Source organism: Kiritimatiellia bacterium, assembly GCA_025054615.1.
Lineage (GTDB): Bacteria > Verrucomicrobiota > Kiritimatiellia > CAIVKH01 > CAIVKH01 > JANWZO01.
Map to the genome: position 1 here is coordinate 175734 of JANWZO010000002.1, position 20265 is coordinate 195998.

The following is a 20265-nucleotide window of genomic DNA, read 5'->3' on the forward strand; positions in this document are numbered from 1 at the left end:
TATGGGAACTCTCGCCGAAGAAATCGCCCGCAGACGCACGTTTGCCATCATCTCGCATCCCGACGCGGGCAAAACCACGCTTACGGAAAAACTCCTCCTCTACGGTGGGGCCATCCACCTCGCCGGGGCCGTTCGCGCACGAAAAAACCAGCGCGCCGCGACCTCGGACTGGATGGAGCTGGAGAAGGAACGCGGCATCTCGATCACCTCCACGGTGCTCCAGTTCGAATACAACGGGTTCTGCATCAACCTGCTCGACACGCCGGGGCACAAGGATTTCAGCGAGGACACCTACCGCGTGTTGACGGCCGTCGACAGCGCCATCATGGTGATCGACGCCGCCAAGGGCATCGAGGAACGGACCCGCAAGCTCTTCGAAATTTGCCGGCTCCGCCGCATTCCGATCTTCACCTTCATGAACAAGCTGGACCGGCCCGCCCTCGACGGCCTGGCCTTGCTCGACGAGCTCGAAAAGGTGCTGGGCATTGGCGCCTTCCCCGTCACCTGGCCGTTCGGAAGCGGCCCTGACTTCCGAGGCGTCTATGACCGCCTTGCGCGGCGCCTCTATCTCTTTGAACGCGTGGTTGGCGGCGCCTACCGCGCTCCCTTCACGGTCAGCGGACCCGATGATCCCGGGCTGCGCGACGCTGTCCCGCCCGGCCTGTATGATGCCTGGCGCCAGGAAATCGAAATGCTCGACATTGCCGGCGAGCGCCTGGACCGCGACGCCGTATTGGACGGCGACATGACCCCCGTATTCTTCGGCAGCGCGATGACGAATTTTGGCGTGCAATTGCTTCTGGATTATTTCGTGGAATACGCGCCGCCACCGGCGCCGCGCCGATCCAATGGCGCCGCCATCCCGCCGGACCATCCGGCCTTCTCAGGGTTCGTCTTCAAAGTGCAGGCCAACATGAACCCGAAACATCGCGACACCGTCGCGTTCCTTCGCGTCTGTTCCGGAGTGTTCGAGAAGGACATGACCGTGCCGGACCCGGAAACAGGCAAGCCCCTCCGCCTTGCCTATCCCCAAAAACTGTTCGGCGCTGAGCGGGAGAGCATCGAACGGGCGTATCCCGGAGACATCGTCGGCCTCGTCGCGCACCGCTCCTTCCGCATCGGCGATACGCTCGCCACCGACCCATCGATCCGGTACCGCGAAATTCCGCGTTTTCCTCCCGAAGTGTTCGCCACGTTGAGCAATCCGAACCCTTCCAAATTCAAACAGTTCAAGCAGGGTCTTGAGCAGATGCTCGCGGAGGGGGTGATTCAGCAGTTCCGCCTGTTGAACAGCGTCTCCAATGCGGTCCTGCTGGGAGCCGTCGGACAGCTTCAGTTCGAGGTCCTTGTGTATCGGCTGCAAACCGAATATGGCGCGGAGACGCGGCTGGAGCCTGCGCCGTTTACCCATATCCGTTGGTTCGACCCCGGCATCGATCGCGCAGAAGTCCAACGTGAATACCTCGGGTCCGGCGTGGCGCTGGCTGAGGACATTGAAGGCGAGCTGGTCATCCTCTTCCCTGAAAAATGGAGCCTTGACTACTTCCAACAAAAGCATCCCCGCTGGCGCCTTCACCCCGTCTCGCCCGTGGCATCGGCGGTCCGCGCCTGACCGCAAATCGCGCGGCTCGTCGGCGCAGTGGCAGGTCGGAGACGGATGTGTGTTCGTTGAGCCGGTATCCGCGACCGACCTTTGTGCCTTCTCAACCGAAGCCACGTTCTCTACACTGCCGCGCCTATGAATTCCCCGCTTATTTTGATCGTCGGCGGCGGCGGCCGGGAACACGCGCTGGCGTGGAAACTGGCCCAAGATTCCTCAAAGCCGCGCCTCGTCTGCGCGCCCGGCAACGCCGGAACGGCCGAAATCGCAGAAAACCTTCCTATTTCCGCGACTGACATCGACAGCCTGCTCGCATGGGCAACCGCCAACAAACCTGACCTGACGGTTGTCGGACCTGAGGCGCCTCTCTGCGCCGGGATTGCCGACCGATTCATTGCAGCTGGACTCCGTGTCTTCGGACCCACCCGCGATGCCGCCCGGCTCGAGGGCAGCAAGATTTTCGCGAAGGAGGTGCTCCTGGCGGCGGGCGTTCCCACGGCCCGCGCCGCGGCGTTCGATGATCCGGCCGCCGCGCGAGCCCACGCGCGATCCCTCCGCCCGCCGATCGTGGTGAAGGCGGACGGTCTGGCTGCCGGCAAGGGCGTGGTCGTCTGCCGGTCGCTTCCCGAAGCCGAAAACGCGATACACGACGCGATGGTCGGCGGCGTCTTCGGCGAGGCTGGCGCGCGACTGCTGATCGAGGAGTTTCTCGTCGGCGAGGAGGCATCGGTCCTCGCCCTAACAGACGGTGAGGTGATTGTGCCGCTGGCCACCGCCCAGGATCACAAGCGCGCCTTCAATCGCGACGAGGGCCCCAATACGGGTGGGATGGGCGCCTATTCCCCCGCGCCGATTGTCCCGCAGGAACGCTTGGCCGAAATCCGTGCGCGAATCTTCGAGCCGGTCCTCCGGGAACTGCGGAAGCGTGGAATCGTGTACCGCGGAGTTCTGTATGCCGGCCTGATGGTGACATCTCAGGGCCCGCATGTCCTCGAATTCAATTGCCGATTTGGCGATCCCGAAACTCAGGCCGTTCTCCCCCTTTGGGAGGGCGACATGCTTCCGGCGTTGTTCGCATGCGCCGAAGGCGGCCTTCGCGAGTCCCACGTGCGATGGCGGCCAGGCGCCGCGGCCTGCGTTGTGATGGCTGCCGGCGGATATCCGGGTTCGTACCGCAAGGGCGATCCGATCCAAGGGCTAGCCGAGGCGTCTCGGCTTCCGGGCGTCATGATTTTCCACGCGGGCACTGCGCTGCGCGGAGGCCAGGTGGTGACGGATGGCGGCCGCGTGCTCGGCGTCACTGCGGTCGGCGAGGGGCTCCGGCAGGCAGTCACGCGCGCCTATGATGCTGTCGCGCGGATCCGATTTGCGAACGCGCACTATCGCACGGACATTGGGGCGCGGGCGTTGCAGCGCACATGACCGCCCTCTTCGCAGCCTGCCTGGTGGCCGCAGCCGCCGCGTTCGCCGGTGCTCCTCCTGCCGAGCCGACGCCTCCGGCCGAGGCCCCTCGGGGAAGGGCAGGTTGATACAGCGACAGTACCGGTCGCCTCGCCGGCGGAATCGTTGCTGGAGGAACTGCGGGCCGCGCTCGATACTCTGCAGGCGGCAGGCGCGGGCCTTGGCGAAATCGCGGACCGCAATGCGCTGCTGCGGTGCGTTGTCCGAGAGGCGGACCCCCGGGCAAGATTGTTTGCGCCGGATGAATGGGCCCGTTTCCTCGCGGAGAGGAATGGGATCGTCTTTGCGCCGGACGTCCGCATCACGATATCCAACGGCTTCCCCCGTGTGGCCTCGACTGGCCCCGTGGAGTCGGGTCTGCAGGTAGGAGACAATCTGCTGGAGGTCGACGCGGCTCCCGTCACAAATGTCTCGATCGGCGCTGCGCTCGCCCGACTACGCGCGCCCGGCGGCGAATCATTGGCCGCCACGGTTTTGCGGGGCGGGACGGAGGCGACCGTGTCTGTCCGTCGGGTTGCCCAGCCCCTGCCGGCGGTGGAAATACGGGAAACGTGGCCGCGCGATATCGGCTACCTGCGCGTCAACGGCTTTTACAGCAATCGGTCCGAACAGATTTTCCTCGTGCTGAGCGATTGGGAGGAGGCGGGATTGGCCGGCGCGATTCTTGACCTGCGCGGGGCCGGGGGTGACGATGTTGAGGTTGCAGCCCGTCTTGCCTCGATGTTCGCCGCGCCTGGCGCGCTCCTTTACACCTTCCGCGACCGCCGCGGGAATGACCTCGAGCGGCGTTTGGCGCCGGGCGAATCGCGCCCCTTTAGGATCCCGGTCATGGTATTGGTCGATGAGTCTACTACCGGCGCCGCGGAACTCTTCGCGGCGATCGCATCGGACCATTTGCGCGGGGTCCTCACGCTCGGCCGCCCGACGGCCGGGGATCTCCTTCTCCGGGACGGCATCGCGCTGCCCGGCAGTTTGGTCGCTTATGTCGCCACCCGTACGCTTGTGACGGGGAGCGGCACGGTATTCGACGGCTCTTCCGGAGTTTATCCGAACATTCTAGTTGAGGCAGATTCGGGCGGGTCCGAATTCGAGCCGCCGCCGGATCCCGACCGCACGGAACTGCCCGAAGAGGCGCTTGACCGCGCCCTGCGCGGCCGTGTGCGCGGCGATCCAGTGCTCCGGCGCGCGCTCGATGTACTGCTGGGGTTGAAGGCGCTGAACATCCGAGCGAAGTGAGGTCTTCCGACGCGGGGTCCAGCCGCGCACGGTCGGGATGCGAGGCGATGGCGCTTGTCTAACGGGATGAATTTCCATGGCATGGAAGCCCCAAAAAAATTTTTTACATAGCATGGAAATTTTTGGCGCATCCGGTATCGTTGCAGTCGCGCGAATTCGAGCGCGCGCCGCGGTCCGCCGCGATCTGAAGGGTTGAATCTAAGCCAGGCCGCATGCCGAACATCTTGTTTGTGTGCACCGGAAACGTCTGCCGGAGCCCCATGGCTGAGGCCATTTTTCGCCACCGTCTGGGTGATCGCCCCGGTTGGAATATCGGTTCGGCCGGCGTCGCCGCCGCCCCGGGGTTGCCTGCAAGCAGCGAGGCTCAGGCCGCGTTGAAGGAATGGGGCATCGACCTCAGCCGGCATCGCAGCCGCCCCCTGACCCGCAGCTTGGCGACGGCGGCGGATTGGATTATTGTGATGACGACGCATCATGCGCAGGTGGTCCGGGCGCTCTTTCCGGAGGTGGCCGGTAAGGTGAGGCTGCTCACCGAATTTGGCGCCGGGCGTGGCGCGGCCGACGTGCCGGACCCGATCGGGCAATCGCTCGAGGTTTACCGTAAGACGCGGGACCAGATTGACCGCGCGGTGGCCGATGCGCTGTTGGAGATATTGGAGCAGACCAATCAGTTGAGATCGACGGGAGGCCGGATGCCAGCCATGAAGATTGTTGTCGGAGCCGACCACGGAGGCATTGAACTGAAGGAAGCTGTCAAGCGCGCGCTGGAAGAGCGGGGCGTGGAAGTGGAAGACCTAGGCGCGCACTCAAAGGAATCTGTCGATTACCCCGATTATGCGGAAGTGGTGGCCCGCCTTGTGTCGCAAGGCGCGGCGGATCAGGGCGTGTTGATTTGCAAGACGGGGATTGGCATGAGCATGACCGCCAACCGGTTCCCGAATGTTCGCGCAGCGCTGGTGTTTGACGCGGACATGGCTCGTCTCGCCCGCACCCACAACAACGCGAACATCCTGGTGCTGGGAGCTACGCTCAGCCAGCCGGCCGATGTACCCGCGATCCTCGATGCATGGCTGGGCGCCTCTTTCGAAGGAGGTCGACACGAGCGCCGTGTTCAAAAGATGGAGCGCGCCGCGGCTGCCTCGGTTGGGTTAGATGCCGTTGCTGAGACGGACCCCGCGGTTTATGAGGCGATCCGCCGCGAGGAGGATCGCCAGCACCGGAATTTGGAACTGATCGCGTCGGAGAATTATGCCAGCCGCGCGGTGAGGCAGGCCGCCGGCTGTGTTCTAACCAACAAGTATGCCGAGGGCTACCCTGGCAAACGGTGGTACGGCGGGTGCGAGCATGTAGACGAGGTCGAGCAGTTGGCGATCGACCGAGCGAAAAAGCTTTTCGGCGCGGAGCATGCCAACGTCCAGCCGCACAGCGGCAGCTCCGCGAATATGGCCGTGTATTTTTCGGTGCTCCAGCCCGGCGACACGATTTTGGCGATGAACCTCGCCCACGGCGGGCACCTCACCCACGGACATAAGCTCAATTTTTCCGGCCGATTTTACAACGTCGTGCCCTACGGCGTGGATCGCCAGACCGAGCAGATCAACTACGACGAACTGGCGGACCTTGCGGCAAAGCACAAGCCCCGGCTCATCTGCGCGGGCGCGAGCGCCTATTCCCGCATCATTGATTTCCCGCGGCTTCGCCAGATTGCCGATTCCGTCGGCGCGCTACTGATGGTGGACATGGCGCACATTGCCGGGCTGGTGGCGGGGGGTGTTCATCCGAATCCGGTGCCGTATGCTGATTTCGTCACCACCACCACCCACAAGACACTCCGCGGGCCGCGAGGCGGCATGATCCTCTGCCGTCAGCAGTACGCCGCGGACATCGACAAACTCGTGTTTCCCGGCGTCCAGGGCGGGCCGTTGATGCACATCATTGCGGCGAAGGCGGTGTGCCTGCACGAGGCTCTGCAGCCGTCCTTCCGGGAATACGCCCAACAGATTGTGAGCAATGCCCGCGCGCTCGCGGCGGCGCTGGCGGAGGCGGGCATGCGCATCTGCTCCGGCGGCACGGACAATCACCTCATGCTGGTGGACCTGACGCCGCTGGGCATCACCGGAAAGGACGCGGCGGCCGCGCTCGACCGCGCGAGCATCACAGTGAACAAGAATGCGATTCCGTTTGATGCGAAGAGCCCGTTTGTCACCTCGGGCATCCGGCTGGGTACCCCGGCGGTCACCACGCGGGGGATGAAAGAGCCCGAGATGCGACAGATCGCCGACTTCATCGCCCGCATCCTGAAGAAGCTCGGCGACGAATCTGTAATTGAAGCCGTCCGGCGCGAGGTTCTCGAGCTTACCGCGCGGTTCCCGGTTCCCTGACTTCCGCGCGCCGCGCGACGGCGGCATTTCGTTTTTTGGGGTACGGGCCGATATCCGGCTCAGGCGGATTGGAAGTAGCCGGGAATTTCGATAAGCAGCCGCCCCTTGGCGGGTGGCAGCTCAAATTCGCCCGGTCCGATCGCGTTGAGCGGTGCGCCGCCAAAGATTCGCGCCGATTTCGCTCCGCGGACGCGGAGGATTTCGCCTGCGAAGGAGGAGCGTTCCTCGATCATGTCGATTTTCAGCGCCTTGCGCACCGGGATGTAGTGGAGGAGCGTGATGATCAGGTCGGTGCCGCGCCGGCGCGGGACCACCAGCACGGTGGAGGGCAGGCCCGCTCCGGCCAGCGGCGGGCCGATAAGCCGTTCGACGCAGCGTTTCCAGACGTCCCGGACGGCGATGTTCCCGTGGGTGCGGTATTCGTAGAAGATCGGGTCGGCGAAATACACGAACCGTTCGCCAGCCACGACTGCGGGGTAGCCGCTTCCCTCCGCGCGAGGCGGTGTCTGAAGGTGTGAGCAGTAACGGACGTCGTCGCGCTGGAAATAGGGGAAGACCCGCTCGACCAGCATCTCGACGCCGGGCGCGCTGACGAGCAGGCCGCGCTCGTAAACAACGCGATCGCTTCGGCGAAATTCAGGCCAGAATGATGCGGTGGCGCGCCAGTAGCTCGGGGCGTAGGGCATCTCTTTTTCAATCCGGATCGGCAGGAAATCGAGCGCCCAGCGCCCGCTCTCATCAAACCCGCCCTTGTGGCTGATGAGGAGTTTTCCTCCGGCTGCGTAGTAGGCACGGAGTTTTTCGACCACCTCCTGTGTGAGGGTGCACCCGTCGCCGAGGATCACCAGGTCAAGGCCGTTGATCTCGTCTTCGGCGTCGAGCAGGAACGAGTCATAGTGTGCTTCATCGCACATCTGGATGGCGCCCTCGTCGATGGTGTTGGTGAAGTCGCCGTCCACGCCAGGCGTTCCACTGGTGTAGATGCCGACCTGGGGAAGGGCTGAGGAGCCTTCGTAGAACGGCTCGGCGGATTCGCATTGGGAGTAGACGGCGCCGATCAAATCATATGCGCCCGCGTCAAGTCTGCCGCGGGGAGGCAGTTGGTCGCCAATTGAATTTGCGCCCCCCATGGCCTGGGAGCGGAAACATTCGTATTCGAGGGCGGGCTGGGGTTTGAGGCCCCCGAAATCGCCCCATAGTGTTTGGAATCGCCCTGTCATGCCGAGCCAAGGTTTGCCCCAGTGGCCGGTAGACCGAGCCAGCCGGGGGAAATGGTAGTAGCCCCAAAAACCCGAGGGGAGGGACTCGATTTCCATGTGCGTCATGAACGGGTAGCGGGCGCGGGCGCCGAGCCCGCGCTTGAGGAAGGAATCGCTTCCCGCGTTGATGAAGACTGTGGCGTCGGGTCGCGCGGCGAGGATCTGGCGATAAAAGCGTTCGGAGAAGGCGGCCTGCGCCCGAGCCAGGAAGTGCTCGAACCCTGCAAGGCTGTCATCCCACAGATTGTACTTCTCGCGGAACTTGATGGACTCGGGTGACCAGCAGGCGCCCTTTGGAAAGAACACGATGTCGTAGAAAAATCCGTCCACGTCGCGCCCGTAGCGGTCGAGAACCTCCTGGGTGACCGCGGCGATGTGGTCCTGGTATTCGGGATGAAGCCAGTTCAGGAATTTCCACATGCCGGGTTTTTCCGACGGCCAGTCGCCAAATCGTCCGTTTTTGTACATTGCGCGCCATTCGGGCTTTTCCTGGGCGGCGCGGGCCTCCCAACCGACGGTGATGTAAATGGGGCAGCGGATGCCGACGCGGTGGAGGGCCTCGATCTGCGCACCGAGCAGGTCTCGCCCGCGGAGGGCGGGGTGGGGCGGACAGGCCTTGCTGGGGAAATAGGTGTAGCCGTGATGGCATTTCGCGAAAATCGTGACGCTGTTCACGCGGGCCCGTACGAACGTTTGAGCAAACTCCTGCGCATCGAACTCGGTGGCGACGTCCTGGATATAAGGGCTGGTGTGGAAGTCGAGGTGAACCTGGCGCTGCGGCCAGCGAGGTATCGTCGTCATGCCTGGTCTCCTTTTCCAACCTTTTGTGATGATGGATCAGGAAACCGGTGTCGAGGCCGGTTTTTTCAACCCGGTAACAGACGAGTTCCGCACCGGGTGACTGCGAGAGATCAATCGTTCAGATTGCGGCTTTCAGGGCCTCGACCTTGTCGGTGCGCTCCCACGTGAACGTGTCGAGGTCCTCGGTCCGGCCGAAGTGACCGTAGGCGGAGGTCGCCTCATAGATGGGCCGCAGGAGATTGAGCTGTTCGATGATCTGCGCGGGTTTGAGGCCGAAGACCGCGCGGATGGCTTTTTCGATGCGGGCTTCGTCGACCTTGCCAGTGCCGAAGGTCTCCACGAGGACGGACACGGGTTCGGGATATCCGATTGCGTAGGCGAGCTGGACCTCGGCGCGGCGCGCCAGGCCGGCGGCGACGATGTTTTTGGCGATATAGCGCGCCATGTAGGCCGCGCTGCGGTCCACCTTGGAGGGGTCTTTCCCGGAAAAGGCCCCGCCGCCGTGGCGGCCCATGCCGCCATAGGTGTCAACGATGATTTTCCGGCCGGTCAGACCACAGTCGCCCTGCGGGCCGCCGATGACAAATCGGCCTGTAGGATTGACGAAAAATTGGGTCTTCCGCGTGATCAGGTGGGACGGCACGACGGACTTGATAAGCACTTCGATGATGGCCTCACGTAGCTGCTTGTGGCTGATGTCGGGGCTGTGCTGGGTGGAGACGACGACGTTGTCGACACGGACGGGCCGATTGTTTTCGTAGACGACGCTCACCTGGGATTTGCCGTCGGGCCGGATAAAGGGGAGTTTGCCGTTGCGTCGCATTTTGGCGAGCCCGGCGGTCAGTTTGTGGGCGAGCATGATGGGCATGGGCATGAGCTCACGGGTCTCGTCGCACGCATAGCCGAACATCATGCCCTGGTCGCCCGCGCCCTGTTCCGCGGTGGCTTTGCCCTTGGCCTTGCGGGCATCCACCCCCTGGGCGATGTCCGGCGACTGCTTGTCGAGGGAGACGAGCACGGCGCAAATGTTGCCGTCGAACCCCACTTCGGAACTATTGAAGCCGATCCGGCAGACCTTGTCGCGCGCGACTTTCGCATAGTCGACGACGGCGGTGGTTGTGATCTCTCCCGCGATGACGAGCATCCCGGTTTTGGCCAGCGTTTCGCAGGCGACTCGCGCTTTGGGGTCCTGGGCCAGAATGGCATCGAGGATGGCATCCGAGACGCCGTCACAAAGCTTGTCGGGGTGGCCTTCTGTGACGGACTCGGAGGTGAAGATGAAATCGCGCACGGACATGGTGATCTCCTGTGGGCAAGCGAAGGGGTGAAAGTAGAGTTTTAGCCCAAAAGATCAAGAATTTCCGGCGCCACGCGCCCGACGAGGTCCCGACACAACTGGGCGATTTCGAAGGCGGATTCCCGCTCGAGGACGGTGAACGCCAATTCTTCGGCCTGGGAGAACCGCAATTTCCGTACGACGTCCTTGACGAGCGGAATGGCCGACACGCTCATGCTCAGCTCATCCACCCCAAGGCCGATCAGTAGCGGCACCATCAACGGGTTGGCCGCCATTTCGCCGCAAACGCCCGTCCAGATGCCGTGCTGATGGCCGACGTCGATTGTGTATTTGATCAGGCGCACAATCGCGGGGTGCGTCGGTTGATAAAGATATGCGATACGTTCATTGACCCGGTCGACGGCCAGCGTGTACTGGACCAGATCATTCGTGCCCAGGCTGAAGAAATCGACGTGAGGCGCAATCAGGTGGGCGGTGAGGGCGGCGGAGGGGACCTCGATCATGACGCCCACATCGATGTCGGGGTTGAAGGGGATACCCTTCGAGCGCAGTTCTTCCTTACATTCGTCAAGAAGGAGGTTGGCCTTCAGCACCTCGTCGAGGTTGCTGATCATAGGATACATGAGCTTGACGTGGCCGTGGGCGCTGGCGCGAAGGATGGCCCGGAGCTGAGTCTTGAAGATTTCAGGCTGGGCCAGGCAAAAGCGGATGGCGCGCCATCCCATGAACGGATTCATCTCCTGCGGCATCTTGACGGTAGAGAGGAACTTGTCGCCGCCAAGGTCCAGCGTACGTATCACGACATGGGCCGGGGCGAGCCGCCGGGCGAGGTTGACGTAGATTTCAGTCTGCTCGTCCTCATCGGGCAGGTTTTTTTTGGAGAGGTACAGATATTCGGTTCGGAAAAGCCCGACGCCGGACGCCCCGCCGGCAATCACGGCGTCCACGTCGCCGGGCAATTCGATGTTGGCGGAGAGGACGACGTGGTAGCCGTCGAGCGTTTCCGCCGGTTCGTGGCGGATGCGGTCCAGCAGGGACTGGATGGATTTGCGAGTTTCCTCGGCCTTGCCATACCGCTCAAGGTCCTCGAGGGTAGGGTTGATGATGAGAATGCCCTTGTTGCCGTCGATGAGAACCGGGTCGCCCCTGGAGACGCGGACGCTCACGTCATGAAGGCCGACGATAGCCGGTACGTTCAATGCGCGCGCCATGATTGCGGTGTGCGATGTGGGGCTGCCGAGGTCCGTGGCAAAGCCGAGGACCTTGGAGCGGTTGAGCGTGGCGGCGTCGGAGGGCGCGAGGTCGTTCGCAATCAGGATGCAGGGCTGCTCCACGTGTTCCAGGCGGGTCGGAGCGGCGCCGGAAAGGTTGCGGAGGATGCGCCGGCTGACGTCTCGGATATCTACGGCGCGCTCGCGGAGGTAGTCGTCCTCGGCTTTCCGCAGCGCGTCGATGTAGCGCTCGGAGACGAGGCGAAGAACTGTTTCGACATTTTTTTTGTAGGTGTACAGGCCCCGGAGGACCTCCTCGACGAACGAGCGGTCGTCCACGACGAGCAGGTGCGCGTCGAAGATGCCGGCGTTTTCCTGACCGATGGCGGCGCTAACCTGACGCTGGATATCGTGGAGCTGACGGCGGGTTTCGATGAGCGCGTCTTCGAAGCGGGCAATTTCGCGCGCGACCTCGTCGTCGGCGATCGTTCGTTCGACGATTCGATCGTCTTCGGTGGTCAGCAGAAAGGCCGGTCCAGTGGCGACACCCGGGGAGACGCCGATCCCTTGCAGTTCCACTCGTTTGGCGGTCGCCGCATCCACCGGTTACTCCTCGTAGAATTTTTTTGAGATAAGTTCGCCGACGGCGTCAAGCGCCTCCGCTGCGTCTGGGCCCGTCGCGGTCACCTTCAGCACGGAGCCCTGGTAACCTTCGAGGGTCAGGAGGCCCATGATGCTTTTGCCGGAAGCCTTCATGCCCTCCCGCTCGATCGTGACATCCGCCTGGAAGCGGTTGAGCGTCTTCACGAGCAGAGCTGCGGGGCGGGCATGGATCCCGAATTTGTTGAGGATGGTGAACTCCCGGGTCAGCGTCTGGTTGCCAGGGCGTTCCGTGCGGGTACCATGCGGGTGGTTAGTCATGGCCGCGCCCTCCGTTCCAGCATCGTTTTGACAATCTTTTCGTCGAGTTCTTTCGCGGCGTCGTGACCGAGGTTTTTGAGCTTCTGATTCATGGCCGCCACTTCGACCACGTGCGCGAGGTCCCGTCCGGCTGCGACGGGCAGGATGATCAGCGGGATGGAGACACCCATGACATCGCGGAACTGGGGGGTCAGACCGCTGCGGTCATTTTCAATCTCTGGGCTGGGGCGTTGCAAGCGGACGATAAGGTCGAGCGTGGTTTCCCGACGCATCGCCGAGACGCCAAAAAGGCTGGGGACGTGGATGATGCCCAGGCCGCGGATTTCCATATGGTAGCGGGTGATGTCGACCGCGGAGGCCATGATGACCTTTTCGCTCGTGCGGCGAAGGACGGTGATATCGTCCGCCACGAGGCTGTGGCCGCGTTCGATGAGAGTAAGCGCGGTCTCGCTCTTGCCGATGCCAGGTTCCCCCTCAATCAGGACGCCGATTCCCATGATATCGACGGTCGTGCCGTGAACGCGCGTAGTGGGCGCGGTCAAAAGGGCGAGCAAGACGGTGGCCTCGCTGATGAAACGCCCGGTGATCATACTGGTGCGCAGCACGGGGATTTTGTAGCGGGCGGAGAGAGTTTTCATTTCCGCCGTGGCATGGCGCGCGCGGGTCAGGATCAGGCCCGGGATCTTGTGGGCGAACATCTGGTCGAGTCGGGTTGCCTGGACCTCCGCCGGCAAACTCCGGAGGTATGAATATTCGGCGAGGCCCATGACCTGCAGTCGGTGCACCGGGAAATACTGGAAGTGGCCGGCGAGTGCGAGGCCGGGGCGATTCAGCGCTGCCTCCGTGACCGGCGTGTCGAGGTATTCCGCGCCTGCCTCGATCTCCAGCTCGAGGCTTTCTCGTCCGGCTTCAAAAAATTGTCGAACGGTGATGGACATGTCAGTCGGTCAGTTGGGCGGTGGGGCTGTCGGCGCCAGCGCCATCCTTTCACATGCTGAAACGAGGTCCCAGATAAAGCTGGCGGCTCACCTCGTCGTTGATCAGAAACTCGCTGGTCCCTTCGCGCAGGACCTTTCCCTCGGCGATCAGGTAGGCGCGGTCCACCACGGCGAGTGTTTCCCGGACGTTGTGGTCGGTGATCAGGATTCCAAGGCCCCGCTGCTTGAGCTCTATGATGATCTGCTGGACGTCGTATACCGCGAGGGGGTCGACGCCGCTGAACGGCTCGTCCAGCAGAATTAGGGAGGGGGTTGTGACGAGCGCGCGCGTGATTTCGAGCCGCCGGCGTTCGCCGCCGCTGAGCGTGTAGGCCTTCTGTTTGGCCAGATGGCTAATCTTCAGCTCATCCAGCAGGGCGTGCAGGCGGGCTCGCCGCTCGCGGCGCGTCAGGGGCAGGGTCTCGAGAATGGCCAGGACGTTTTCCTCAACGGTGAGCCGGCGAAAGATCGAAGGCTCCTGGGAAAGGTACCCCATGCCCATTCTTGCGCGTCGATACATGGGCTCCCGCGTCACATCGCGGCCCTGGAAAAACACGCGCCCCGACGTCGGCTTCACCAAGCCGATGGTCATATAAAAGCTGGTCGTCTTGCCAGCGCCGTTGGGTCCGAGCAGCCCCACGATCTCGCCGCGGCGCACCTCGATGCTGACGCCGTTGACAACCTTCCGGCCGCCATACGCCTTGACCAGATCCTCAGTTCGAACGAGCGCGTCAGCGACCACGGAGCGCCTCGTCTAACAAATTGGGACGGTTCTGGCCCGGCTCGGACTGGAGGATCAACCGGGCCCGCGGCTCAACGAGCAAACGGTTCTGGTCGCGCCAGAAAGTGATCTTTTCGCCGGTCAACACGTCTTTGCCGCGGGTGATCTGGGGCTTTCCGGTAAGAATGATGACGCCCTGGATCAAATTGTAGATCGCGATCTCGGCGCGGGCCTCCTTGTCGGCCTGAATGATATGGACTCGGCCTTCCGCTTTGATCTCCTGCGCTTTGTTGTCCGGCCCGAAACGCACCGTCAACCGGTCGGCATAAAGCCGCATTTCGGGGTCAACGACCACGACGTTCTTGTCGAACAGGGCGAACTGTTTTTGGTAGTCGAACGTCAGTCGGTCGGAGGTGATGACCGTGAGATTGTCCTCGGCCTCCGGCGCGGTTTGACCAAATGCTCCGGTGGCGAGGGCAAATACGAGGGGGGGGATCAAGTACAGCGGGCAAATCCGCTTCATGGCAACAGCTCCGTCTCGGCTCCGCGCCGGATGTCCTTCAACACTACCTTGGCCTGATTGTAAATCTCAAGGCGCTGCGCATCGCCGAACCATTGGAAGCCGACACCGGTGACGACCATGTTTTCGCGGGCGATCCGGACGGGGGCATCGGAAGTCGCAATGCCCGTCCCGCGGTGGTACAGGCAGCGCGGAGAGGAGATTCGCATCTCCACGTTGCGATTGGTTGTCCCTGCGGTGTTGGATCCATAGAATTCCATTTTCAGCTCAACGATGTCGACGAGGCCGTTCGGCAGGATTCGCGCGCGGTCGCCGAATACCTGGGAGGTCATGTTGCCCTCCCGGTCGTAGGTCGGCACCCGGAATCCGGTGATGGTTTGCTCTTCCGCCTGTCGTAATTGTCCTGATGACGGGACCGCCAGGATAAGCGCCCAAGCGGTGATTCCGGCGAACTGCTTCCGGACTCGCTTCATTCCTCTCCCCTCGCCAGCTTTTGGACAATCGGGTCCCACATGCCCTTCGCTTTGAGAATGAGTTCAATCACTTCCCGCGCTGCACCGGCGCCGCCGGGCCGCTCAGTCACCCAATCGGCCTCCGCGCGGACTTCCGGGGCGGCATCTGCGACGGCCACGGCAAGCCCGGCTTCCCGCATTGCGGGTAGGTCGATGAGATCATCGCCGACATAACAGACCCGATCTGGTTCGACACCGATTTTTTCGCAAAATTCAAGCAGCGCGTCCGCCTTTTGCAGAGCGCCCTCGATGAGCAGGTCGACCTTCAGGTCGTCGGCGCGCCGGCGAAGGGCAGGGCCGGTCCGGCCGGAAATCATCGCGAGCCGAATTCCGGCGTCCCGCGCCAGCGTAAACCCGAGGCCATCGCGCGCGTCAAATATTTTCAGCAATTCGCCCTCCGGCCCGTAAACGAGTTCGCCACGGGTGAGGACACCATCAACGTCGAAGGCGATGGCCTCGATCCTTGCGGCCTTAGCTTCCGGCGACCGCGTCATGGACCCTCCTCAACACCCGCCAAAGCTCTCGGATCCGGGAGAAAGGGATCGCGTTGTCCTTGTCTGAAAGGGCCTTCTGGGGATTCACGTGCGTTTCCAGGAATATGGCGTCTACCCCGGCGGCGACTGCTGCGCGGGCGAGCACAGGCGCCATCGATGCATCTCCGGACGTGTAGGTCCCGCCGCCGCCCGGCTTCTGAACGCTGTGCGTGGCATCGAAGACGACCGGGTAGCCGAACGCCCGCATCACCGGCAACGCCCGCATGTCGACCACGAGGTTATGGTAACCAAAGGTGGTGCCGCGCTCAGTGAGCATGATCTGCCGGTTTCCGGTGCCTTCCAGTTTGGCAACGACGTTGGCCATGTCCTCCGGCGCAAGGAATTGGCCCTTTTTCACGTTGACTACCCGTCCGGTTCGACCGCACGCGAGCAGGAGGTCTGTCTGTCGGCACAGAAACGCTGGCACCTGGAGGACATCAACCACGTCTGCTGCCCGCTCGGCCTGAAGAGGGTCATGGACATCGGTGAGAACCGGCAGGCCGGTGGTCTCCTTCACCTCGGCGAGGATTTCGAGCCCTTTTTCCAGTCCGGGACCTCGGAACGACGCTGCCGACGAACGGTTTGCCTTGTCATAGGAGGCCTTAAAGATGAGAGGGATCTTTTCCTCCTCCGCCAATTTTGCCAACCGCTTGGCGAGGGAAAGGCATCCCCCTCGGCTTTCAATTACGCAGGGTCCGGCGATCAACGCCAACGGGGCGCCCCCTCCGATTTCAACGGGTCCAATTCGAATGGCGAACGTCGAAGACATGCGAAGCGGACCTTGATATCAGAAGGGGCGGGTTTTTCCAAGCTCGCATTTTAGGGGTATCGGATACCGATAAAGCAATCCTCGCACAAAGCCAGTAATCTGATCAGGCGACGGACAACTTTTGGTCGTTTGGGTAGCTACGATGTTGACTTTATCCCTGTAGACAAGTTAGTAATTTTTAGTAGCGGCTAAGTTGCGGAAGATTCGCGTGCGCGAGGGGGGATTGTGTGAAATCTGGCTTTCGATGGATCAGGGCTGTTTGTGCGATCATTCTGTGTTTGTCGTTTTCAGCAATCGCTCAGGAGGGTTTGCCATACTGGCGTTTGCCTCTGACCAATCGCGGCGTGATGGTTTTTTGGGGGAATCGAATCCTTCCTCTGAGTGTTGGGGAGATTTCGAATGTCGCAGCGCGTGGCTCGCACACCGTCGTCCTCACGCGGGATGGGCGCATCGCTGCCTGGGGCAATAATGGATTCGGCCAATGTGAGATTCCTGTATCCGCGACACAGGTCGTAGCGGTGTCGGCTGGACTCCACCACGTGTTGGCGCTTCAGGCCAATGGCAAGGTCTTGGCTTGGGGAGACAATCTTTATGGCCAGAGTACGGTACCGTTCGGCGTAACAAATGCTGTGGCGGTTGCTGCAGGTCATCATCATTCGCTGGCGCTCCTCTCAGACGGCACAATCGTGGGGTGGGGAGCCAACTTTTCGGGCCAAAGTACAATTCCGCCGGGCTTGACGAACGCCGTGGCAATCGCCGCCGGGGCCAATCACTCGGTGGCACTTCGCTACGACGGCACTGTGCTCGTGTGGGGAAATAATTGGTTTTTCCAGACCAACGTGCCAGCGACGGCGACCGCCGTCGTGAAAATCGCGGCGGGCGGCAATCATACGCTGGCTCTTCGGTCTGATGGAACCGTCGTGGCCTGGGGGGCCGATAACTACGGGCAGAGTACCGTGCCGATCGGCTTGAGCAACGTGGTCGATATCGCAGGGGGCGGTTATCATTCCTTGGCCTTGAAGTCCGATGGGACCGTTGTGTCTTGGGGGAGATCATTGTTTGGGCAATCGCAGGTGTTGCCGACTCTCTCAAATGTCGTCCGTATTGCAGCAGGCGATGATCACAGCGTGGCGCTTCGAGCGGATGGTTCGCTCGTGGCATGGGGATGGAATACGCACGGGCAGGTCTTCATTCCGGGCTCGGTGACGGATGCGGTGGCCGTTTCGGCGGGAGGCGCGCACTTTGCCGTTTTGCGCGCAAACGGGTCAGTGATGGTGTGGGGTGACTTCCTCTATGGGCAAACCAATGTGCCATCCGACCTGACGAATGTCATTGCCATTGCGGCCGGCGACTACCACACCCTTGCACTCCGCGCAAATGGCACGGTGGTTGCCTGGGGTGCCGGCAGTGGTGGGCAACAGGACATTTGGCCTCACTACGCACAGAGTACGGTTCCTCCCTCGTTGTCCGGAGTTGTCGCCATAGCGGCCGGCGGATTTCATTCCATGGCGCTCAAAGGAGATGGCACTGTCGTGGCGTGGGGCGCGGGGACGAATGGATCATCCGGGTGGAATCATTATGGCCAAAGCACTCTGCCCTCGGGCCTTAGCCAGGTTGTCGCGATCGCGGCCGGAAGATTTCATTCGCTTGCGATGACGTCCAATGGGGTCGTCTATGCGTGGGGAGAGAATTCATTCGGCCAATCCACTGTGCCCTCCTCGTTGACAGGCGCGGTGGCCATCGCGGCGGGCGGCCTTCACAGCGCCGCATTGCGAAGCGACGGCGCGGTAGTGGCGTGGGGACGCTCGAACGAAGGGCAGTCCAACGTGCCGCTCGATCTGGAGCCGGCGATCGGACTGGCAGCGGGGGAGTACCATACATGGGCAATTCTTACAAATCATACGGTGCGAGGATGGGGCTCTAACGGCCGGGGCGAACGCGATGTGCCGTCTTGGCTCCCGCGCGTTAGGACGATCTCTGGGGGGTTCTCGAACACGCTGGCGGTGGTGACGGCGCCCTCGGCCCTTGAGCCGCCGCAGATCGCCGGATTCGAACATATATCCGGAACTTGGCGACTCCGGTGGGAAAGCCAGACGAATGTGTGGTATCGCGTCGAAGGTGCATCAGCCTTGGGATCGTCGTCGTGGTGGCCGTTGACGACGAACCTCTCCGGAACTCCACCCACGAATGTTTATGACCTATCGGGTGTTACCGGCCCAGTGCTGTTTTTGAGAGTGACCGCCGAACCCCCTTGAGCCGCCCCCTGCACACTCGGTGCGGGAAACGAGTGGCGATCGAATCGATGACGTTCGCGCTCACGAATTTGATGTCATATGCGAAAGTCGATTCGTGGCCGTATGCGTTATCAATTTAGGTCGAATGGATTTGACGCTGCGAGGGGAATTGGGGTGCAGAGAAAGAGCCGAAAAGGGAATCGCACCGATAAATGGATCCGTTATCAATATTTTGAGGCTTTCCCTTTGGCCCGGACGTGCATGGATGGATCCATACCAGGATCTCTCGAATGAGTGACGATGGGCTTTGCCAGTGGCTCAAGCTGGTATCACGGCTTCTGGCGAGCAAATGTCGATCTCTTAAATTCGCAGGGATCCTCTGTCTGAATTCGGGAATCGGTCAAAATTTGAAATAGAGATAGGGAGTCCTTAGGTCTACGGAGCCTAGCGCGATTACGATCACGAGCAGAGCCCAGCCGATGGCTCGGATGGGAAGGGGGAGACGCGTCAAGATTTTCGCTATTGAGGTGCGATCGAGCAGAATTTCGACCGCATACCATACAAACAGGAACGCAACATAAATCCATAAGTAGGGTGGAAATGTTTTCCCCGAAGAATTGAAATCTATCATTGCAGACGCAAAGGTAAGCATCGTTTCAAAGTCGGGAGATCGAAACAATAACAACGCTATGATGACGAGAAGATTTACGAGTGCATTCGCCGCTATGAACCGGGAAGCACGGATGAATATGTTTGCGCGTAAGTCGCTTCGCTTAGGGAAATACGTCCGAACGGCATAGTTTGCTGAGATGCACAGAGCGCACCAAAGTCCCCAGAGGACGAAGTGCCATGCAGCGCCATGCCACAATCCGCATAGCGCCATCACCACGGCGGCGTTGAGTGCTGCGCGGAGACGACCGCGTTTAAATCCGCCAAGGGTGGTGAAGAGGTAGTCTCGAAACCAGCCGGTCAGCGTCATGTGCCAGCGATTCCACCAGTCGATGACGCTGGATGCGGCGACCGGCCGCCGAAAATTTTCCTGCAGCCGAATGCCCAAAAGGCGGGCAGAACCAATGGCGATGTCTGCGTAACCTGAAAAATCGAAATAGAGTTGCCCGTAAAAACAAAAGAGGGCGAGCCAGACAACGCCTAGTGAGCAGGAGGCCGGATCGCCGAATGCTCCGTCGACTACGATGCTCATGCGGTCGGCGATCACAAGTTTGCGAAACAGACCGATCGTAATTCGCGCGAGACCCGCCTGAATATTGTCCCACCGAAGAGGCTCAAAGCGCTTGAGCTGGGGCAGAAGATTAGTGGCGCGCTCGATTGGTCCCGCCACTAGTTGAGGAAAGAAGGAGACGTAAAGGGCAAATGCGACAAAATCCCGCTCTGCGGGATATTGCCGCCGATAGACCTGAATCGAATAGCTGATGGTCTGAAAAGTGTAAAACGATATGCCGACCGGCAGGATTATATCCAGGGGTTCCCACTGCCGAGGGCTGCCCATCAAGGAGGCGAGGGCAAAAACGTTTTCCCCGATAAAATTAGAATATTTGAAGAATCCTAACGCACCGAGATTCCCGACGAGGCTTACCATCAGCCACCATCGGCGCCTTCTGAGATGGTGGGATTGTTCGATACGGAGCCCTACGTAATAATCCAATAAGGTCGAGCCCAAAAGTAAAAATCCGTACCATGGGGTTACCCAGCAATAAAAAACATAACTAGCGGCCAGAAGCATTATCTGTCGACCGCGCGGATTGAGCGCCGCATAAAGCGCGAGCACGATCGGCAGGAAAACAGCGTATGTGTAGGTGTGGAACAACATAAGT

Annotated in this window: 16 protein-coding genes and 1 pseudogene; 6 read left to right on the plus strand and 11 right to left on the minus strand. The window is 61.5% G+C overall.

The annotated features are described in order from the left end of the window. Nucleotide 1 precedes the first annotated feature (1 nt). The 5 genes and pseudogenes from NZ740_01675 (at nt 2) to rpiB (ending at nt 6678) form a co-directional block, all read left to right on the plus strand. On the plus strand, nt 2–1612 hold the full coding sequence (locus tag NZ740_01675; GenBank protein ID MCS6770718.1) for a peptide chain release factor 3: 1611 nt from the start codon (nt 2–4) through the stop codon (nt 1610–1612). 126 nt (nt 1613–1738) lie between these two features. Further along, nucleotides 1739–3022, plus strand: a complete 1284-nt coding sequence (gene purD / locus NZ740_01680; GenBank protein MCS6770719.1) for a phosphoribosylamine--glycine ligase — start codon at nt 1739–1741, stop codon at nt 3020–3022. A gap of 48 nt (nt 3023–3070) precedes the next feature. Continuing rightward, entirely contained in the window at nt 3071–4297 is a 1227-nt protein-coding gene (locus NZ740_01685) for a S41 family peptidase (protein ID MCS6770720.1), read from the plus strand. 233 nt (nt 4298–4530) lie between these two features. Next, nucleotides 4531–4920 (plus strand): annotated as a pseudogene (locus NZ740_01690) (low molecular weight protein arginine phosphatase). A 78-nt stretch (nt 4921–4998) separates the two neighbouring features. Continuing rightward, complete coding sequence (gene rpiB / locus NZ740_01695; GenBank protein ID MCS6770721.1) at nt 4999–6678, plus strand: ribose 5-phosphate isomerase B; 1680 nt, start codon at nt 4999–5001, stop codon at nt 6676–6678. Between the two features lie 59 nt (nt 6679–6737). Here the strand turns inward: rpiB and NZ740_01700 are convergent, their stop codons facing one another. The 10 genes from NZ740_01700 to kdsA all read right to left on the minus strand — a co-directional run bounded on the left by NZ740_01700 (nt 6738) and on the right by kdsA (nt 16199). Continuing rightward, nucleotides 6738–8738, minus strand: coding sequence for a beta-galactosidase (locus tag NZ740_01700; protein MCS6770722.1), 2001 nt, complete (start codon nt 8736–8738; stop codon nt 6738–6740). Between the two features lie 118 nt (nt 8739–8856). Further along, on the minus strand, nt 8857–10035 hold the full coding sequence (gene metK, locus NZ740_01705) for a methionine adenosyltransferase (protein ID MCS6770723.1): 1179 nt from the start codon (nt 10033–10035) through the stop codon (nt 8857–8859). Nucleotides 10036–10076: 41 nt separating this feature from the next. Next, nucleotides 10077–11849 carry a phosphoenolpyruvate--protein phosphotransferase gene (gene ptsP / locus NZ740_01710; GenBank protein MCS6770724.1) on the minus strand — a complete coding sequence of 591 codons (1773 nt, stop codon included), beginning with the start codon at nt 11847–11849 and terminating at the stop codon, nt 10077–10079. Between the two features lie 3 nt (nt 11850–11852). Further along, nucleotides 11853–12167 (minus strand): HPr family phosphocarrier protein, encoded by a 315-nt coding sequence (locus NZ740_01715; GenBank protein ID MCS6770725.1) that lies wholly within the window; start codon nt 12165–12167, stop codon nt 11853–11855. Further along, nucleotides 12164–13105 carry an HPr(Ser) kinase/phosphatase gene (gene hprK, locus NZ740_01720; GenBank protein MCS6770726.1) on the minus strand — a complete coding sequence of 314 codons (942 nt, stop codon included), beginning with the start codon at nt 13103–13105 and terminating at the stop codon, nt 12164–12166. Before hprK ends, NZ740_01715 begins: the two co-directional genes overlap by 4 nt. A gap of 49 nt (nt 13106–13154) precedes the next feature. Further along, nucleotides 13155–13886: an LPS export ABC transporter ATP-binding protein gene (gene lptB / locus NZ740_01725; protein MCS6770727.1), complete on the minus strand. Its 732-nt coding sequence runs from the start codon at nt 13884–13886 to the stop codon at nt 13155–13157. Further along, entirely contained in the window at nt 13876–14388 is a 513-nt protein-coding gene (locus tag NZ740_01730; GenBank protein ID MCS6770728.1) for an LptA/OstA family protein, read from the minus strand. The genes lptB and NZ740_01730 overlap by 11 nt, the downstream gene beginning before the upstream one ends. Next, a complete protein-coding gene (gene lptC, locus NZ740_01735) occupies nt 14385–14858 on the minus strand; it encodes an LPS export ABC transporter periplasmic protein LptC (protein ID MCS6770729.1) in 474 nt (157 codons plus the stop codon). The genes NZ740_01730 and lptC overlap by 4 nt, the downstream gene beginning before the upstream one ends. Next, the gene (locus tag NZ740_01740) at nt 14855–15391 is read right to left on the minus strand and encodes an HAD-IIIA family hydrolase (GenBank protein ID MCS6770730.1); all 537 of its coding nucleotides are present in this window, start codon (nt 15389–15391) and stop codon (nt 14855–14857) included. The genes lptC and NZ740_01740 overlap by 4 nt, the downstream gene beginning before the upstream one ends. Continuing rightward, nucleotides 15369–16199: a 3-deoxy-8-phosphooctulonate synthase gene (kdsA, locus tag NZ740_01745; GenBank protein MCS6770731.1), complete on the minus strand. Its 831-nt coding sequence runs from the start codon at nt 16197–16199 to the stop codon at nt 15369–15371. The genes NZ740_01740 and kdsA overlap by 23 nt, the downstream gene beginning before the upstream one ends. A 278-nt stretch (nt 16200–16477) precedes the next feature. Here kdsA and NZ740_01750 point away from each other — a divergent pair, with 278 nt between their 5' ends. Beyond that, nucleotides 16478–18454, plus strand: coding sequence for a hypothetical protein (locus tag NZ740_01750; GenBank protein ID MCS6770732.1), 1977 nt, complete (start codon nt 16478–16480; stop codon nt 18452–18454). Between the two features lie 379 nt (nt 18455–18833). Here the strand turns inward: NZ740_01750 and NZ740_01755 are convergent, their stop codons facing one another. Beyond that, a complete protein-coding gene (locus NZ740_01755; protein MCS6770733.1) occupies nt 18834–20261 on the minus strand; it encodes a hypothetical protein in 1428 nt (475 codons plus the stop codon). Nucleotides 20262–20265: the final 4 nt, after the last annotated feature.